Here is a 16,113-nt window from a genome sequence, read left to right on the forward strand (position 1 = left end):
GTTCCGAAAACGTCAGCCCGAGATCACCCAGGACTGCGCGGTGACGGTCGTGACCGGCAGCGTCGTCGCGCCATTCGCCGCCTTCCAGATCAGGTTCTGGCCGCTGGCGCTGTTGCGCCACAGGATGTCGTCCTTGCCGTCGCCGTCGAAGTCGCCGATGCCGACCACGATCCATGCGCTGTTCGCGACCGTCGTCATCGCCTGCGTCGTCGCCGAGTTGCCGCCCTTCCAGATCACGTTCGTGCCGTTGGCGTTGCGCCACAGGATGTCGGACTTGCCGTCGCCGTCGAAGTCGCCCGCGCCCACCGCGGTCCACGTCTGCGACACGACATAGGCCAGGCCCTGCGAGGTCGCCGAGTTGCCGCCCTTCCAGATCACGTTGCGGCCGTCGTTGCGGTTGCGCCACAGGATGTCGGCGATGCCGTTACCGTCGAAGTCGCCGACACCGACCACCGTCCAGTCCAGCGCAACCGTCGTCACCGCCTGCGTTGTCGCCGCGTTGGCCGAACGCCAGATCAGGTTCGCGCCCGTGGAAATGTTGCGCCACAGGATGTCGTCCTTGTGGTCGCCGTTGAAGTCGCCGATGCCGGCGATCGTCCACGCCGAATCCGGCACGCCGGACACGGCCATCGCCGTCGACGCGTTGCCCGACAGCCACACCACGTTGGAGCCCATCGACGCATGGCGCCACAACAGGTCGGATTTGCCGTCGCCGTTGAAGTCGCCGGCGCCCGCAGGCACCCAGCCGCGATCGGCCACCGTCGCGGCGGCGATGGTCGTGGCGGAGTTGCCGTTCTTCCAGATCACGTTCGTACCGAAGAACGCGTTGTGCCAGAAGATGTCGGACTTGCCGTCGCCGTCGTAGTCGCCGCGATAGCCCACGCCCGCCACCGGGAAGCGCGGTGCGCGGAACGCCGCCACGACCGGGATCGTCTGGCCGAGTGCGAGCGCCGCGTCGGCCTGGCCTGCGATGCCGCAGCGCTGGCCGCCGCAGAAGGTCAGGCGCGGGTTGGAATAGATGCGGAAGCTGGTCTGGCCGAGATTCGGCACCGACATGACGTCGTAGAAATTCCCGCCCGCCGCGTCGGTCTTGTAACCGAAGGCGTAGGGATAACGACCGAACTCTTCCGGATCCAGGTTGTTGCCGTCGGTATTGCTGTCGTCGTTGTCCGCGGCGGTCGCGCGATCGTGCGCCAGGCCGAGGTTGTGGCCGAGTTCGTGCGCGAGCGTCTCGCTGCGGCACACGCTGCCGTTGCTCGGGAACATGCTGCCGCTCGAATCGCTGATGACCGACAGGCCCAGCGGCAATGCCGAAGCGCCAACGGCCGTCTGCGCACCACCGATCAGCCACGCCACGCCGCAGCTCTGTTGTTCCGGCTGGGTCAGGTTGCGCACGAGCACGGCCAGGTCGGCGCCCGACACATCGCGTGCAGTCAACAGGGCCTGCATCCCGGCGGGGACCGCCGCAGGGGTGCAATTGACACCGCTGTCGGGCAGGTACAGCTGGCCCGCCGCGGCGACGTTCGTGCAGGTCATGCCCGAGAGCTCCATCAGCGCCGCGCGGTTCTGGGTGTTGTCGGCGACATCCACCTGCACGGCGCGCACGAGGCGGAACTGGCCGGCGACGCGGCTGTTGAGCAGCGCCTGGTTGGCGATGTCCACGATGGCGTTCAAGCGCGTGACCGCCTGCGAAGCGCCGCCCAGGCGCGTGGCGAAGGCCGCCGTGTAACCCATCGCGAGATCGACGGTGCTGCCGCCGACCACGGAGGTCGCCCCGCTGCCGGAGAGCGGCGCGGCGGACGCGGTCAGCGCGGACGCCGTCAATGCCGACGACGTCATGCTCGATGACAGCGACGACGCAGCGGTGCGCAGTCCACTCGTGCGCGGCGCGCTGGACATCGGCGCACTCGACATCGGTGCGCTGATCGAATCCGGCGCGAAGACCTGCGGCTTCAGCGCCTGCTCCGCGGCAAGGCGCGCCGAGTCGGTCTGCACCATGTAGGTGTGGCCGCGGGCCGTCGCGATCTCGAGTTCGTCGGTGCCGTTGGGAATCGAACCGAACACGGCCTTCGGGCCGAAGGTCAGCATCGCTTCGGTGCCCGGCTTCGTGCCGGCAGGCCGGCCCACCCATGTCCAGTTGCCATCGCCATGGTCGACGTGGCGTGCGTAATCCAGGCGGATCGGACGCCCGTCGGGCGCCTGCACGACCATGCCGCCATCCTTGATGGCCTGGATGGCGTGCGCTTCGCTGAGCTGGATCTCGCGCCAGGTCGTCGCGCCTTCGCGACGCGGTGCGCGATCGCTGTAAGCGATGAGTTCGCCGCGGTCGGGCAGGTTGGCGATGGTGGATTGCGCACGCGGCAGCGGCGCAACTTGCATGCGCGCCGACGCGGGCGCGCGTTTGGAGTTCGCGGCGGCCGAAGCGGCCTCCTGGCCTGCATGCGACGAGCAACCCGCCGCAAGTCCGGCCAGCACCCCTACGAGGACAATCGAGCGCATGGAAAATCTCTCTGCAATCAGAATGGGGCGTCCTGATTAAGGCAGTGAAGATCACGGCGGCGTGAGGCGTCCGCGCCGGACGCCTGTGGTTTCGTCACGCGTCGTACACGACCCCGGCGAACTCAGCCGTTTTCGTCACGCGGAACAAACAAATCAATCGTCGAAGCGCGGATCGAGGTGCTTCAGGACCGTTGCGGCGAGCTGTTCGGGCGTGCCGGCGACCGTTTCCAGCGTGACTTCGGCCGCTTCCGGCCGTTCGTACGGCGAATCGATACCGGTGAAGTTCCTGATCTCCCCGGCGCGGGCCTTCGCGTACAAACCCTTGACGTCGCGCTCTTCCGCAACGGCCAACGGCGTGTCCACGAACACTTCGACGAACTCGCCTTCACCGAACATTTCGCGCGCCATCCGGCGCTCGGCGCGGAAGGGCGAGATGAAACTGACGAGTACGATCAGGCCCGCGTCCACCATGAGCCTGGCGACTTCGGCCACGCGGCGGATGTTCTCCACGCGATCTTCGTCGGTGAAGCCCAGGTCCTTGTTGAGTCCATGGCGCACGTTGTCGCCGTCGAGCAGGTAGGTGTGCATGCCCATCGCGAGCAGGCGCTTTTCGACGCGATTGGCGATCGTCGACTTGCCCGAACCCGACAGGCCGGTGAACCACACGCAGCGCGGTACCTGCCCCTTGATGCGCGCACGGGCGGCCTGGTCGACTTCCAGATGCTGCCAATGGATGTTCGCCGCGCGACGCAACGCGAAATCCAGCGTGCCTGCGCCGACGGTCGCGTTGCTCTGGCGATCGATCAGGATGAAACCGCCGAGCGCGCGATTGTCGGCGTATTTCTCGAACGCGATCGGCTGGTCGAGGTAGAGGTTGCAGTACGCGACTTCGTTGAGATCGACGTGTTTCGCCGCCAGGCGATCCTGCGTGTTGACGTCCACCTTGTGCTTGATTTCGGTGATCGTCGCGCCGACGGTGCGCGTGCCGATCTTCAGCCAGTACGGACGTCCGGGCAGCATCGGTTGGTCGCCGAGCCACAACAGGTGCGCGGCGAACTGGTCGGCGACTTCGGGCGGGTTCGACGCGGCGGCGATCACATCGCCACGACTCACGTCGACTTCGTCTTCCAGCGTGAACATGACCGCCTGGCCCGCCGTTGCGCGCGGCAGGTCGCCATCGGCAGTGACGATGCGCGCGATGCGGCTGCGCCGGCCCGAAGGCAGCACGGCCACGTCCGTGCCCGGCGCCGCTTCGCCGGCGACGAGCGTGCCGGCGAAACCGCGGAAATCCTGGTTCGGCCGGCATACCCACTGCACCGGCATGCGCAGGCCGATGTCGCGCTCGCCGCGATCGACCTGCACGGTTTCCAGGTGCTGCAGCAGGGGTTCGCCCCGGTACCACGGCATGTTCGGCGAGGGCGCGAGCATGTTGTCGCCCTTCAGCGCCGACAACGGAATGCAGGTGACGTGCGGGATGCCGAGTTGTTCGGCGAGCGCGCGATAGCCCGCGACGATCTCGTCGAACACGCCCTGGTCGTAACCGACCAGGTCCATCTTGTTCACGGCGAGCAGCACGTGGCGGATGCCGAGCAGGGAGACGATGTAGCTGTGGCGCCGCGTCTGTGTGAGCAGCCCCTTGCGCGCATCCACCAGCACGACCGCGAGTTCCGCGGTGGACGCGCCGGTGGCCATGTTGCGCGTGTACTGCTCGTGGCCCGGGCAGTCGGCCACGATGAACTTGCGTTTCTCGGTGCCGAAGAAGCGGTAGGCCACGTCGATCGTGATGCCCTGCTCGCGCTCGGCGGACAGTCCGTCGACGAGCAGCGCGAAATCGATGTCGTCGCCCTGCGTGCCGTGGCGGCGGCTGTCGGCCTCCAGCGCGGCGAGCTGGTCGTCGAACAGCAGGCGCGTGTCGTGCAGCAGGCGGCCGATCAGCGTGCTCTTGCCATCGTCCACGCTGCCGCAGGTGATGAAGCGCAGCAGGTCCTTGGTTTCGTGTTGCTGCAGGTAGGCGGCGACGTCCATCAGAAGTAGCCCTCCTGCTTCTTCTTTTCCATCGACGCCGTCGGATCGTGGTCGATCACGCGGCCCTGGCGTTCGGAGGTGGTGGCCACCAGCATCTCGGCGATGATTTTTTCCAGCGTGTCGGCATCCGATTCGATCGCGCCGGTGAGCGGGTAGCAGCCGAGCGTACGGAAGCGCACCTTGCGCATCGTCGGCACTTCACCGGCGTGCAGCGGGAAGCGTTCGTCGTCCACCATGATCAGCGCGCCATCGCGCTCCACCACGGGGCGCTCCGCGGCCAGATACAGCGACGGCACCGGGATCCGCTCCCGGTAGATGTAGAGCCACACGTCCAGCTCGGTCCAGTTGGAGATCGGGAACACGCGCACCGATTCGCCCTTGTGGATGCGCGTGTTGTAGAGGTCCCAGAGCTCGGGGCGCTGGTGCTTCGGATCCCAGCGGTGCTGGTCGTTGCGGAAGGAAAAGATGCGTTCCTTGGCGCGCGACTTCTCCTCGTCGCGGCGCGCGCCGCCGATGGCGGCGTCGAAGCCCCACTTGTCCAGCGCCTGCTTGAGGGCCTGGGTCTTCATCACGTCGGTGTGCACGGTGGCGCCATGCGTCACCGGGCCGATGCCCTGGGCCAGGCCCTCGGGATTGGTCCAGGTGCGCAGTTCGACGCCGGTCTCGGCGGCGCGGCGGTCGCGGAAGGCGATCATTTCGCGGAACTTCCAGCCGGTGTCCACGTGCATCAGCGGGATCGGCGGGCGCGCGGGATGGAAGGCCTTCACGAGCAGGTGCAGCAGCACCGAGCTGTCCTTGCCGACGGAATACAGCATCACCGGGTTGCGGAAACTGGCCGCCACTTCGCGGAGGATGTGGATGCTTTCGGCCTCGAGGCGGTCGAGGTGGGTGAGGTTGGGTGCTGGCATTCGCACCATTGTAGCCGTGGGCGGGTAAAATGCCGCGTTTTCGGCGGCGTCCTGCCGCGCCCGACTCCCCCAAGAGGAACGACCAGGCGATGAAAATCCTTGTCGGCTACAAGCGCGTCGTGGACTACAACGTCCGCATCCAGGTCAAACCCGACGGCTCCGGCGTCGTGACCGAGGGCGTCAAGCTCTCCGCCAATCCCTTCGACGAAATCGCGCTGGAAGAAGCCCTGCGCCTGCGCGACAAGGGCATCGCAACCGAAGTGGTCGTCGCCACCATCGCGCCCGCCGATGCCCAGGCCCACCTGCGCAACGGCCTGGCCATGGGCGCCAACCGCGCGATCCACGTGGTCGCCGACGGTCCGGTCTCGCCGCTGGCCGCGGCCCGCACCCTGCTCAAGCTGGTCGAGAAGGAGCAGCCGGACCTGGTGATCCTCGGCAAGCAGGCGATCGACGACGACGCCAACCAGACCGGCCAGATGCTCGCCACGCTGTGGGGCCGCCCGCAGGCCACCTTCGCGTCCAAGCTCGAAATCGCCGGCGGCAAGGCCACGGTGGTGCGCGAAGTCGATGCGGGCCTGGAAACGCTCGAAGTGGACCTGCCGGCCGTGGTCACCACCGACCTGCGCCTCAACGAGCCGCGCTTCATCAAGCTGCCCGACATCATGAAGGCGAAGAGCAAGCCGCTCGAATCGATTCCGTTCGCCGACCTCGGCGTCGACGCCGGTGGCGCACTCGAAACCACGCACTACGCCCCGCCCGCCAAGCGCAGCAAGGGCGTGATGGTGAAGGACGCGGCCGAACTGGTCGCCGCACTGAAAGCGAAGGGGTTGCTCTGATGTCCAAGGTCCTGATCGTTGCCGAGCACCTCGACGGCAAACTCAATGCGTCCACGGCGAAGTGCGTCTCCGCCGCGCAGGCGCTGAAGCCCGACTCCATCGACGTCGCCGTGTTCGCGGCCGACCCGTCGTCCATCGCCGCGGAAGCCGCGCAGATCGCCGGCGTCTCGCGCGTGCTTGCAGTGGCGAATGCCGCCAATGCGCATGCGCTCGCGCAGGTGCTCGCGCCGCAGGTAGCGAAGCTCGCCGCGGGCTACACGCATGTCTTCGGTCCCAGCACGACCTTCGGCAAGGACCTGATGCCGTGCGTCGCCGCGTTGCTCGGCGTGTCGCAGGTGTCCGATGTCATGACCGTGGAAGACGCGCACACGTTCAAGCGCCCGATCTATGCGGGCAACGCGATCGTCACGGTCAAGGCGCCGGCGGACAAACCGGTCGTCGCCACCGTGCGCACCGCGTCGTGGCCGGAAGCCGCGCGCGGCGGCAATGCGAACGTGGAAGCGGCCAACGCCGACGCGACGCTGCCTTCGCACACGCGCTTCGTCGGCCTGGCGGCCGGCAAGTCGGATCGCCCGGACCTGCAGAGCGCGAAGCGCGTGGTGTCCGGTGGCCGCGGCGTGGGCTCGGCCGAGAACTTCAAGATCGTCTACGACCTCGCCGACAAGCTCGGTGCAGCGGTGGGCGCCTCGCGTGCGGCGGTCGACGCCGGCTACGTGCCGAACGAACTGCAGGTCGGCCAGACCGGCAAGATCATCGCGCCGGAGCTCTACGTGGCGGTCGGCATCAGCGGAGCGATCCAGCACCTGACCGGCATCAAGGACGCGGGCACGATCGTGGCGATCAACAAGGACCCGGAAGCGCCGATCTTCGAGATCGCCGACATCGGCCTGGTCGGCGATTTGTTCAAGCTGCTGCCGGAACTCGAGCAAGCGCTGGGCTGAGCCGCGCACGCAAGCGTCGAAACCAAACGGGGCGGCCAATGGCCGCCCCGTTTGCATTCCGGACGTGCTGGCGAACGATCAGTTGCCGCCCACCACGTACACCGTCGCGGCGGCGCTGATGGCCTGCGTCGTGGAGACGTTCGCGGACAACCAGATCGCGTTGGAACCGGCCGTCGCGTGCCGCCACAGCACGTCCGAGCGTCCGTCGCCGTTGTAGTCGGCCACGCGCGCCACCTTCCAGTTCTGGTCGGGCACGGTGGCGACGGCGGTCGTCGTGGCGCCGTTGGCGGCACGCCAGACCAGGTTCGCGCCGGTGCTGGTGTTGCGCCAGAGGATGTCCGACGTGCCGTCGTTGTCGAAGTCGCCCACGCCCACGACCGTCCACGCCTGCGCGGCCACGGTCAGCATCGACTGCTGCGTCGCCGCGTTGCCCGAACGCCAGATCGTGTTCGCACCCGTGGTGCTGTTGCGCCACAGGATGTCGGCCGAACCGTCGGCGTTGAAGTCGCCCACGCCGACGATCTTCCACACGATGTTCGCCGTCGTGAGCGTCTGCGCGTTCGCACCGTTGCCGCTGCGCCAGATGATGCTCTGCCCGGTGTTGACGTTGTGCCAGAGGATGTCGGCGTGGCCGTCGTCGTCGAAATCGCCGACGCCCGACACCACCCACGCCTGGCTCGGCACCGCGGTCACCGCCAGCGCGGTGTTGCCGTTGCCCGAACGCCAGATCGTGTTCGCGCCGGTGCGCGTGTTGCGCCAGAGCAGGTCGGCGAAGCCATCGGCATCGAAGTCGCCCGAGCCGACGACCGTCCATCCCTGGTCGGTCACCGTCACCAGCTGCTGCGAGCTGGCCGAGCTCGCACCGCGCCACAGGTAGTTGGTGCCGTTGGCGGTGCTGCGCCACATGATGTCGGCGCGACCGCTGCCGTCGAAGTCGTCGCGCATCGCGCTCTGCGCGATCGACGGATAGAAGCCCGCGATGATCGGTGCGGTCTGGCCGAGGCTGCGCGCGTTGTCGTTGTCGGCCGTGCCGCACGCTTCGCCGCAATACGTGATGCGCGGGTTGGAGAACACGCGATAGCCGGCCTGCGGCGGATCGGCGTCCGGATCGCGGTACGCCATGATCGTGAAGAATCGGGCGTTCTTGTAGCCGAATGAATAATCGAACGCGCCGAATTCATCCTCGTCGAGCACGCCGTTGTCGCCCGCCGCCGTCGTGCGGTCGTGCGCCGAGCCCATGTTGTGGCCGACTTCATGCACGAAGGTTTCGTCGCGGCAGTAGTAGCCATCGTCGGGCAGGAGATCGCCGCTCGAATCGCTGACCACCGACACCGCGGCGTACGCATCGTCTTCCCGCGTGATCGGGACGCGGCCGCTGCCGAGCATCCAGGCGATGCCGCAGCTCTGGTTCTCGGGGTTGGTGAAGATGCGCACCAGGGACATCACGTCGGCGTGCTTGGCCGCGCGTTCGTTGAGCAGGGGCTGCAGCGTCGATGGCACGGGGGCTTCGGTGCAGGAGGTCGGCGCGCAGGTGACGCCGGTGGCTTCGTGCAGTGCGACTTCGTTGTCCGTGTTGTCCGGGTAGTTCAGCGCCACCGAGCCGACCAGGCGGAGCTTGGCGACGATCTGGCTGTTGTTGAACGCTGCGTTGGCGACGTCGACGAGGTAGGTCAGTCGCGTCTGCGTCGGCGAGGCGCCGCCCAGGCGCGCGGCGAAGGTGTTGGTGTAGCCGATCACGACATCGACGGTGGCCGATTCGGGCACGGCGCCGGAAGGCGTCAGCGCCTGCGGGGCGGCTGCAGCGCGCTTCAGCGCGACCTCGCGCGCACCGGCGAGTTCGGGCGGGAGCGCCATGTAGTCGCGACCGTGGGGAAGCTTGCCGGCGGCCTGCATGCGCGCGAGCGCCTTGCCGTCGGTTTCGAGCACGTACGTGCGGCCGCGCGCCGTGGTGATGCGCAACGCAGGCTTGTCGCCGTTGGGGATGGTGCCGAAGACGGCCTTCTCGCCGAAGGTGATGATCGCCTCGGTGCCCGGCTGGGCGCCGTCGGGGCGGCCGATCCAGGTCCAGTTGCCGTCCTTGTGCTCGATGTGCCGGGCATAGCGCAGGCGGATCGGCGTGCCGTCGGGCGCCTGCAGTTCCAGCGTGCCCGTCGCGATCGAACGCAGGGCGTGCGCTTCGCTGAGCGCCACCGGACGCAGCGTGTAGGCGCTGGCGTGGATGGGCTGGGCGTTGGCGTAGTCGAGGAAATGCCCGCGGTCCGGGAGCGACGCGATCGTGCGCGCGGCAGCCTGCGTGGCCGGGGCCGAGCCCTGGGCGCGCGGGCCGGAGGCCACGGACGCGGCGGTGCCGCCGGTCGGTGCATCGTGGGAAGTACAGGCCGCCAGGGCCATGGCGCTGGCGAAGAGAAGTGGCAGGCGCATTAGTTTCGTCCTTTGTATGCGTGTGATCGCTGCGAACCGACGGGTCCTTCCATCGATCCCCCTGTGCAGCCCAGGTCGCTCTCGTGCGGACAAGAGACGTCCCGGCTCGCTAACAGGATTATCCGCAGGGCACTCAAGAAGCAACCTGCATCATGATCACAATCGCCCGATTTGCGCCAAGTGGTTCAGATCGCCCTTCAGGCGGTAGCGATCCGGTTCAGGGAAGCGCCCCGGCCTGGCCCGCGCGCCACTCGGCGAGCATGGCCTCTTCCCATTCCTCGAGGCGGTTGGGGCGCCGGGACCAGGTCCGGCCTTGGCCGACCACCCGCGCGGGCACGCCCGCGACGATCGACAGCGCCGGAACATCCGCGGTCACCACGCTGCGCATGCCCACGATGGCGCCGTCGCCGATGCGCACGCCGGGAAGCACCGCACTGCCGCGACCGAGCCAGACATGCCGCCCCAGCACGGTGCGCTTGCGACCTTCGTTGACGATGCGACCCGTCTCCACGTCGACGATGCCGTGCTGGTCCGCCGTCTGCACGAGCACGTCGTCGGAGAACATGCAGTCCTCGCCGCATTCGAAGTCGGAGTCGTCGCACACGATGCGCGCGCCGTTGCCGCTGGTATGGGCGCCGACGACGACGTTCGACGTGCGCCACAGGTGCAGGTTGAATGCGCCGCGCGTGCCGCGCCCGAACGACACGTTCGCATCGTCGTGCCCGAGGTGGATGTGGACGCGGCCGCTCTCGCAGGCCAGTGCGATGTCGACGCGGTGCACGACGTCCTGGCCGCCGTGCCGCGCGATCTTCAGCTTCAGGCGCCCGGCCATGCCCGCGGCGTTGGCGTCGTCGGACAAGCGAAGGATGCAACCCTCGCCGAATCCGCGCGCATCGCATTCGACCCACGCGGGCAACGCGGAGAAGGCATGCGCGAACATGCCCGCGGGCGTCACAGCACCGGAACGCCGGTCTTCTGGCGAAGTTCGTCCATCGACACGCCAGGTGCCAGCTCCACGAGCTTCAGCCCCTGCGGGGTGATGTCCAGCACGCCCAGTTCGGTGATCACGCGATTGACCACGCCCACGCCCGTCAGGGGCAGCGTGCATTCGGGCAGCAGCTTGTGGTCGCCGCCCTTGGCGGTGTGCTCCATCAGCACGACCACGCGCTTCACGCCCGCGACGAGGTCCATCGCGCCGCCCATGCCCTTGACCATCTTGCCGGGCACCATCCAGTTTGCGAGGTCGCCCTTGTCGGTGACCTGCATCGCGCCGAGGATCGCCAGGTCGATGTGGCCGCCGCGGATCATCGCGAAGGAGTCGTGGCTGCCGAAGTAGCTCGCACCCGCACGCGCGGTGACGGTCTGCTTGCCGGCGTTGATCAGGTCCGCGTCGACTTCCGCATCGAGCGGGAACGGGCCGATGCCGAGCAGGCCGTTCTCCGATTGCAGCCACACGTCCATGCCGTCGGGGATGAAGTTCGCCACGAGGGTCGGCAGGCCGATGCCGAGGTTCACGTAGGCGCCGTCGGTGAGTTCCTGCGCGGCGCGTTGCGCCATCTGGTCGCGGGTCCAGGCCATTACGCGGCTCCCTGGCGCACGGTGCGCTGTTCGATGCGTTTTTCGGGCGTCGCGTTGACGACGATGCGGTCCACGTAGATGCCGGGCAGGTGCACGTGGTCGGGATCGATGTCGCCGACTTCCACGAGCTGCTCGACTTCGGCGATGCACACCTTGCCGGCCATCGCGCACGCGGGATTGAAGTTGCGCGCGGTCTTGCGGAAGACGAGGTTGCCGGCCTTGTCGGCCTTCCACGCCTTCACCAGCGAAACGTCGGCGCGCAGCGCGGTTTCCATCACGTAGTGGTGGCCGTCGAACTCGCGCGTTTCCTTGCCTTCCGCCACGATCGTGCCGAAGCCGGTGCGGGTGAAGAAGGCCGGGATGCCGGCGCCGCCGGCGCGCAGGCGCTCGGCCAGCGTGCCTTGCGGATTGAATTCGAGTTCGAGTTCGCCGGAGAGGTACTGGCGCTCGAATTCCTTGTTCTCGCCCACGTAGGACGAAATCATCTTGCGGATCTGGCGGGTAGTCAGCAGCAGGCCCAGGCCGAAGCCGTCCACGCCCGCGTTGTTGGAGATGACCGTCAGGTCCTTCACGCCCGAGTCGCGAAGGGCTTCGATCAGCGCCTCGGGAATGCCGCAGAGGCCGAAGCCGCCGACGGCGAGCGTCTGGCCGTTGGCCACGACCTCGCGCAGGGCATCGGCCGCGGTGGGATGGAGCTTGCCCGCCCCGGGGCTGCGCTGCGAAGTCGCCATATGGGTCTCTGCGTGGATGCGTTTATGCTACGGGACCGCGAACGACCCCTTTTCCACGATGCCTCCGAGCCCGGCCACCGCTCCAGTCGCCCTGAGCATCGTCTCGACACTTTACCATTCAGTCCGTTTCCTGCCGCGTTTCGTGGATGAGTGCCGCGCCGCGCTCGAGGCCGCCGGCATCGCCGACTACGAGATCGTGTTCGTCAACGACGGCTCGCCGGACGACTCGGCCGCATGGGTGCTCCAGGCGCGTGCGCAGGACCCGCGCATCAAGCTCGTCGACCTCTCGCGCAACTTCGGCCACCACCGCGCCGCGCTCGCCGGCCTGACCTATGCGCGCGGCGAACGGGTGTTCCTGATCGACTGCGACCTGGAAGTCTCGCCCGGCGAACTGCCGCACATGCTCGCGCTGATGGCGGAAACGCGCGCGGACGTGGTCTACGGCGTGCAGGAGATGCGCAAGGGCGGCGCGGTCGAACGCATCGGCGGCTCGCTGTTCTGGCGCCTGTTCAACCGCCTGAGCGACACCAAGGTGCCGGAGAACGTGCTCACCGAGCGCGTGATGAGCCGACGTTACGTCGATGCCCTGCTCGCGCTGGGCGACCGCAACATCTTCCTTGCGGGGATGATGTACTGGGCCGGCTTCTCGCAGGTCGCCATGCCGATCGCCAAGCGCCAGCGCGAAGGCCGTTCGACCTACAACTTCGCGCGTCGCTTCGGGCTGCTCGTGGAGGCGGTGACCTCGTTCTCCGCGCTTCCGCTGCGCCTCACGCTGGGGACGGGCCTGGTGTTCACCGCCATCAGCGCGCTGTTCGCCGCGGAGCTGATCGTCCGCAAGCTTCTGCATCCGGAAACGGTGCTGCTGGGCTTCACCTCGCTGATGATCGTGATCCTCGCCGTGGGCGGGGTCATAATCACGCTCATGGGGGTACTGGGGATCTACGTCTCCAAGCTGTTCGTACAGGCGCAAGGGCGCCCCGCATTCATCGTTCGCGACTACCAAGGCTGAGCAGGACATGCAGAAGGAAGACCTCAACGCTTACAAGGACGCATACCTGGAGTCCTTCCCGTTCTACTGGGACGAGACCGTGCTGCTGGATGCCTATGCCCGCAAGCTCGTCGCCGCGCTCAAGGACCGCAGGCAGGTCAAGGTGCTGAGCCTGGGGATCGGCCGCCAGATGGTCAGCAAGGCGATCTTCGAGAACGTCGACCTTGCGCAGTACCACGTGGTCGAAGGCGCCGAGGACATCATCGAGCGCTACAAGGCCGAAGCCAATCCGCCGCCGTTCGTGCACGTGCACCATGCGTGGTTCGAGAAGATCGAGTTCGACCAGAAGTTCGATGCGATCGAGATGGGCTTCGTGCTGGAGCACGTCGACGATCCGGCGCTGATCCTGCGCCGTTACCGGGAATTCCTCGCGCCGGGCGGCGTGCTGTTCGTCGCCGTGCCCAACGCGCGTTCGCTGCACCGCCTGCTCGGCCAGGCCGCCGGCCTGATGCAGGACGTCTACACGCTCAGCCCGTCGGACCTCGCGCTCGGCCACAAGCGTTATTTCGACACCGCGTCGATCACGGCGATGGTCCGCGACAGCGGGTATCGCGTCGACCAGGTGCATGGCCTGATGCTCAAGCCCCTGACCACCGGCCAGATCCAGTCGCTCAAGATGGGCCGGAACTTCGACGACGCATTGATCGAAGTGGGTTACGGGCTTCCCGAGATCACGAACGGAGTGCTGATCGAAGCCTCGCTCCCGTGAACCAGGCCGCGCCCGTGCGCTGCATCCTCCTGCTGAGCGCCGGCGGATTCCAGGGCCAGGGCCTGTTCGAAGCGGTGCGTCGCATCGATGGCGCGCGCGTCATCGTCGGCGACATCTACGCGGAAGGGGTCACGCGCTACCTGAGTGCGGACTATCGCCGCCTGCCGCCGCTGTCGAAGCGCGATGCGTTCGTCGCGTCGCTGGACGCGATGGTCGAGCAGGACAAGGTGACGGCGATCTTCCCGTCGACCGCGTTCGAACTACCCCTGCTCGCCGAACTGCGCGAGACGCTGGCAGCGCGCGGCGTCGCCGTGGCCGTCTCCTCGTCCGATGCGCTCGCCGTGCTGCTCGACAAGGGCGCCACTGCACGCTTCCTCGTCGAACACGACATTGCCACGCAGGTCCCGGTGGATGCGCGCACGCACGATTTCGCGACGCCCTTGTTCGGTCGACCGCACGGCGGCTGGGGCGGGCGAGATACGCGCCGCCTCGACGACAGCGCGGCGCGCGATCGCCTGCTGGCCGAAGGCGCGCTCGACGATTACGTGTGGACGGAGTTCCTGCCGTCGTTCGAAGAACTCTCCGTCGATTTCGCGATCCGCACCGACGGCACGCTCTCCCCGCTCGTGATGCGCAAGCGTTTGCGCACCTCGGGCGGGTTCGCGGTGATTTCGGAATCGGTGGACGATCCGGTCGCGCTTGCGCTGGCCGAACGCACGGCGCGCGCCATCGCCGCGATCGGCGGCGCGGGCCTGTTCAATATCCAGTTGCTGCACACGCAGCCGGACAACCGCCTGCTCGTGTCCGACATCAACCCGCGCTTCGGCACCTCCTCGGGCCATGCGCTCGGCGAAGGCCTGAACCTGCCGGCGTTCTTCCTCGGCGATGCCGCGCAATCGGGCGCGCGCCATGGGGTCAAGACGGTGCGCAAGCTGCAGGACATCACGGTCGCGCGACTGCCGTCGCGGCCGCAGGCGCTGGTGTTCGACCTGGACGACACGCTGCTCGACCACAAGCGCTGGTTCGCCGCGAAGGCGCTCGCCGCGGGCGATGCGGTCGCGCGCGACTGGGGCGACGCCGAGCTGTTCCGCGAAACGGCGCTCGGCCTGGTCGACGAAGGCGAGCGCAGGCTGTTCATCGACCAGCTCGCGTTGCGGCTGGGATGGACGCGCGCACAGCATGCGCAATTCCTGGACGCGTTCCGCGCCGCGCGCGTGGATGCGCCCTTGTTCGCGGACGTGCCCGATTCGCTTGCCGCCTTGCGCGCGATGGGCTTCATGCTCGCGCTGCTCACCGACAATCCGCCCGCGACGCAGAAGCAGAAACTCGAACGCGCACCGGCCCTCGGCGCCTTCGACGCGATCGTGTTTTCGCAGGACGTCGGCGCGGAAAAGCCCGACGAACGCGCGTTCCATGCCGTGTCCACCGCGCTCCGGTTGCCGCCCGCGCAGCTGTGCATGATCGGCGACAACCTCTTCCGCGACGGGCTCGGCGCGCTGCGCGCCGGCTACGGTGGCGCGATCGTGTTGCGCCGGCCCGGTGGCTTCATCCAACCGCACGAAGACCTCGCGCGCCTGTCCACCTTCGGCGCCGACCCGCGGCTGGTGCATGCCACCGACCTCGTGGTCGCGCGCGAAATCCTGCAAGGCAGCTGACGATGCATCGCGTCGCCATCATCCAGTCGTCCTACATTCCCTGGAAGGGCTTCTTCGACATCATCCACGACGTCGACGAATTCGTGTTCCTCGACCACGTGCAGTTCACCCCGCGCGACTGGCGCAGCCGCAACCGCATCAAGACGCGCGAAGGCCTGCTGTGGCTCACCGTGCCCGCCGGCAGCGACCGCAACCGCCGCATCTGCGACGTGCAGCTGCAGGATGCCTCGTGGCAGGACAAGCACTGGAAGACGCTGGTGCACAGCTACGGCAAGGCGCCGCACTTCGCCACGTACAAGGACTTCTTCGAAGCGCTGTACCTGGGCCGCAAGTGGGAGACGCTGTCGGACCTCAACCAGCACATGACGAAGGCGATCGCCAACGAGTTGCTGGGGCTGCATCCGCGTTTCCGCGATTCGCGCGAACTCGAACCCGAAGGCGCGAAGTTCGACCTGATCCTCGACCTGGTGCGCAAGACCGGCGCCACGCGCTACGTCAGCGGCCCCTCGGCCGCCGATTACATGGACCCGGCGCCGTTCGAAGCCGCGGGCGTGGAGCTGGTCTACAAGGATTACCGGGGCTACCCGGAGTACGCGCAGGCCTGGCCGCCGTTCGAACATGCGGTCAGCGTGCTGGACCTGCTGTTCGCCGTGGGCCCGCAGGCCCCGCACTACATCTGGGGTTGGCGCGAGGCCGCCTGAGCCGGGTACCGGGCGGGCCACGGCCGGGCTATCCTTGCGGCCCGAAAGGATTTCGACACCC

13 protein-coding genes are annotated in these 16,113 nt (G+C 67.7%); 6 read left to right on the top strand and 7 right to left on the bottom strand.

The window, feature by feature from the left end; genetic code table 11:
* Window positions 1–12 precede the first annotated feature (12 nt).
* The 3 genes from LVB87_RS02210 to cysD form a co-directional block, all read right to left on the bottom strand.
* Window positions 13–2,379: an FG-GAP-like repeat-containing protein gene (locus LVB87_RS02210; RefSeq protein WP_232899288.1), complete on the bottom strand. Its 2,367-nt coding sequence runs from the start codon at window positions 2,377–2,379 to the stop codon at window positions 13–15.
* A 273-nt stretch (window positions 2,380–2,652) separates the two neighbouring features.
* Window positions 2,653–4,524 carry a sulfate adenylyltransferase subunit CysN gene (cysN, locus tag LVB87_RS02215; RefSeq protein ID WP_232899289.1) on the bottom strand — a complete coding sequence of 624 codons (1,872 nt, stop codon included), beginning with the start codon at window positions 4,522–4,524 and terminating at the stop codon, window positions 2,653–2,655.
* Entirely contained in the window at window positions 4,524–5,432 is a 909-nt protein-coding gene (cysD, locus tag LVB87_RS02220; protein ID WP_232899290.1) for a sulfate adenylyltransferase subunit CysD, read from the bottom strand. Before cysD ends, cysN begins: the two co-directional genes overlap by 1 nt.
* 89 nt (window positions 5,433–5,521) lie before the next feature.
* On the opposite strand from cysD, the gene LVB87_RS02225 reads away from it, so the two are divergent.
* Together LVB87_RS02225 and LVB87_RS02230 are read left to right on the top strand one after the other, a co-directional pair.
* A complete protein-coding gene (locus LVB87_RS02225; protein WP_232899291.1) occupies window positions 5,522–6,268 on the top strand; it encodes an electron transfer flavoprotein subunit beta/FixA family protein in 747 nt (248 codons plus the stop codon).
* Window positions 6,268–7,209 carry an electron transfer flavoprotein subunit alpha/FixB family protein gene (locus tag LVB87_RS02230; RefSeq protein WP_232899292.1) on the top strand — a complete coding sequence of 314 codons (942 nt, stop codon included), beginning with the start codon at window positions 6,268–6,270 and terminating at the stop codon, window positions 7,207–7,209. The genes LVB87_RS02225 and LVB87_RS02230 overlap by 1 nt, the downstream gene beginning before the upstream one ends.
* Window positions 7,210–7,287: 78 nt before the next feature.
* Here LVB87_RS02230 and LVB87_RS02235 read toward each other — a convergent pair whose 3' ends face one another.
* The 4 genes from LVB87_RS02235 to LVB87_RS02250 form a co-directional block, all read right to left on the bottom strand.
* Window positions 7,288–9,630 carry an FG-GAP-like repeat-containing protein gene (locus LVB87_RS02235; RefSeq protein WP_232899293.1) on the bottom strand — a complete coding sequence of 781 codons (2,343 nt, stop codon included), beginning with the start codon at window positions 9,628–9,630 and terminating at the stop codon, window positions 7,288–7,290.
* Between the two features lie 217 nt (window positions 9,631–9,847).
* A complete protein-coding gene (locus LVB87_RS15650) occupies window positions 9,848–10,570 on the bottom strand; it encodes an acyltransferase (protein WP_305067749.1) in 723 nt (240 codons plus the stop codon).
* A gap of 11 nt (window positions 10,571–10,581) precedes the next feature.
* Window positions 10,582–11,208: a CoA transferase subunit B gene (locus LVB87_RS02245; RefSeq protein WP_232899294.1), complete on the bottom strand. Its 627-nt coding sequence runs from the start codon at window positions 11,206–11,208 to the stop codon at window positions 10,582–10,584.
* Complete coding sequence (locus LVB87_RS02250) at window positions 11,208–11,939, bottom strand: CoA transferase subunit A (protein ID WP_232899295.1); 732 nt, start codon at window positions 11,937–11,939, stop codon at window positions 11,208–11,210. Before LVB87_RS02250 ends, LVB87_RS02245 begins: the two co-directional genes overlap by 1 nt.
* A gap of 142 nt (window positions 11,940–12,081) precedes the next feature.
* Between LVB87_RS02250 and LVB87_RS02255 the strand changes: the two genes are divergently transcribed.
* Genes LVB87_RS02255 through LVB87_RS02270 form a run of 4 tightly spaced genes read left to right on the top strand, consistent with a single transcriptional unit; the run spans window position 12,082 to window position 16,052 of the window.
* A complete protein-coding gene (locus LVB87_RS02255; protein WP_232899296.1) occupies window positions 12,082–12,948 on the top strand; it encodes a glycosyltransferase family 2 protein in 867 nt (288 codons plus the stop codon).
* Window positions 12,949–12,955: 7 nt separating this feature from the next.
* Complete coding sequence (locus LVB87_RS02260; protein WP_232899297.1) at window positions 12,956–13,696, top strand: class I SAM-dependent methyltransferase; 741 nt, start codon at window positions 12,956–12,958, stop codon at window positions 13,694–13,696.
* Window positions 13,693–15,351: an HAD-IA family hydrolase gene (locus tag LVB87_RS02265; RefSeq protein ID WP_232899298.1), complete on the top strand. Its 1,659-nt coding sequence runs from the start codon at window positions 13,693–13,695 to the stop codon at window positions 15,349–15,351. Before LVB87_RS02260 ends, LVB87_RS02265 begins: the two co-directional genes overlap by 4 nt.
* 2 nt (window positions 15,352–15,353) lie before the next feature.
* Window positions 15,354–16,052 (top strand): WbqC family protein, encoded by a 699-nt coding sequence (locus tag LVB87_RS02270; RefSeq protein ID WP_232899299.1) that lies wholly within the window; start codon window positions 15,354–15,356, stop codon window positions 16,050–16,052.
* The last annotated feature ends 61 nt before the right edge of the window (window positions 16,053–16,113 follow it).

Source organism: Lysobacter sp. KIS68-7, assembly GCF_021284745.1.
In the GTDB taxonomy this organism is placed as follows: Bacteria; Pseudomonadota; Gammaproteobacteria; order Xanthomonadales; family Xanthomonadaceae; genus Noviluteimonas.

Coding starts and splice junctions, on each gene's coding strand:
- LVB87_RS15650 (WP_305067749.1), bottom strand. CDS start 10,570: ATGTTCGCGCATGCCTTCTCCGCGTTGCCCGCGTGGGTCGAATGCGAT.
- LVB87_RS02250 (WP_232899295.1), bottom strand. CDS start 11,939: ATGGCGACTTCGCAGCGCAGCCCCGGGGCGGGCAAGCTCCATCCCACC.
- LVB87_RS02235 (WP_232899293.1), bottom strand. CDS start 9,630: ATGCGCCTGCCACTTCTCTTCGCCAGCGCCATGGCCCTGGCGGCCTGT.
- cysD (WP_232899290.1), bottom strand. CDS start 5,432: ATGCCAGCACCCAACCTCACCCACCTCGACCGCCTCGAGGCCGAAAGC.
- LVB87_RS02245 (WP_232899294.1), bottom strand. CDS start 11,208: ATGGCCTGGACCCGCGACCAGATGGCGCAACGCGCCGCGCAGGAACTC.
- LVB87_RS02230 (WP_232899292.1), top strand. CDS start 6,268: ATGTCCAAGGTCCTGATCGTTGCCGAGCACCTCGACGGCAAACTCAAT.
- LVB87_RS02225 (WP_232899291.1), top strand. CDS start 5,522: ATGAAAATCCTTGTCGGCTACAAGCGCGTCGTGGACTACAACGTCCGC.
- cysN (WP_232899289.1), bottom strand. CDS start 4,524: ATGGACGTCGCCGCCTACCTGCAGCAACACGAAACCAAGGACCTGCTG.
- LVB87_RS02260 (WP_232899297.1), top strand. CDS start 12,956: ATGCAGAAGGAAGACCTCAACGCTTACAAGGACGCATACCTGGAGTCC.
- LVB87_RS02270 (WP_232899299.1), top strand. CDS start 15,354: ATGCATCGCGTCGCCATCATCCAGTCGTCCTACATTCCCTGGAAGGGC.
- LVB87_RS02210 (WP_232899288.1), bottom strand. CDS start 2,379: ATGCAAGTTGCGCCGCTGCCGCGTGCGCAATCCACCATCGCCAACCTG.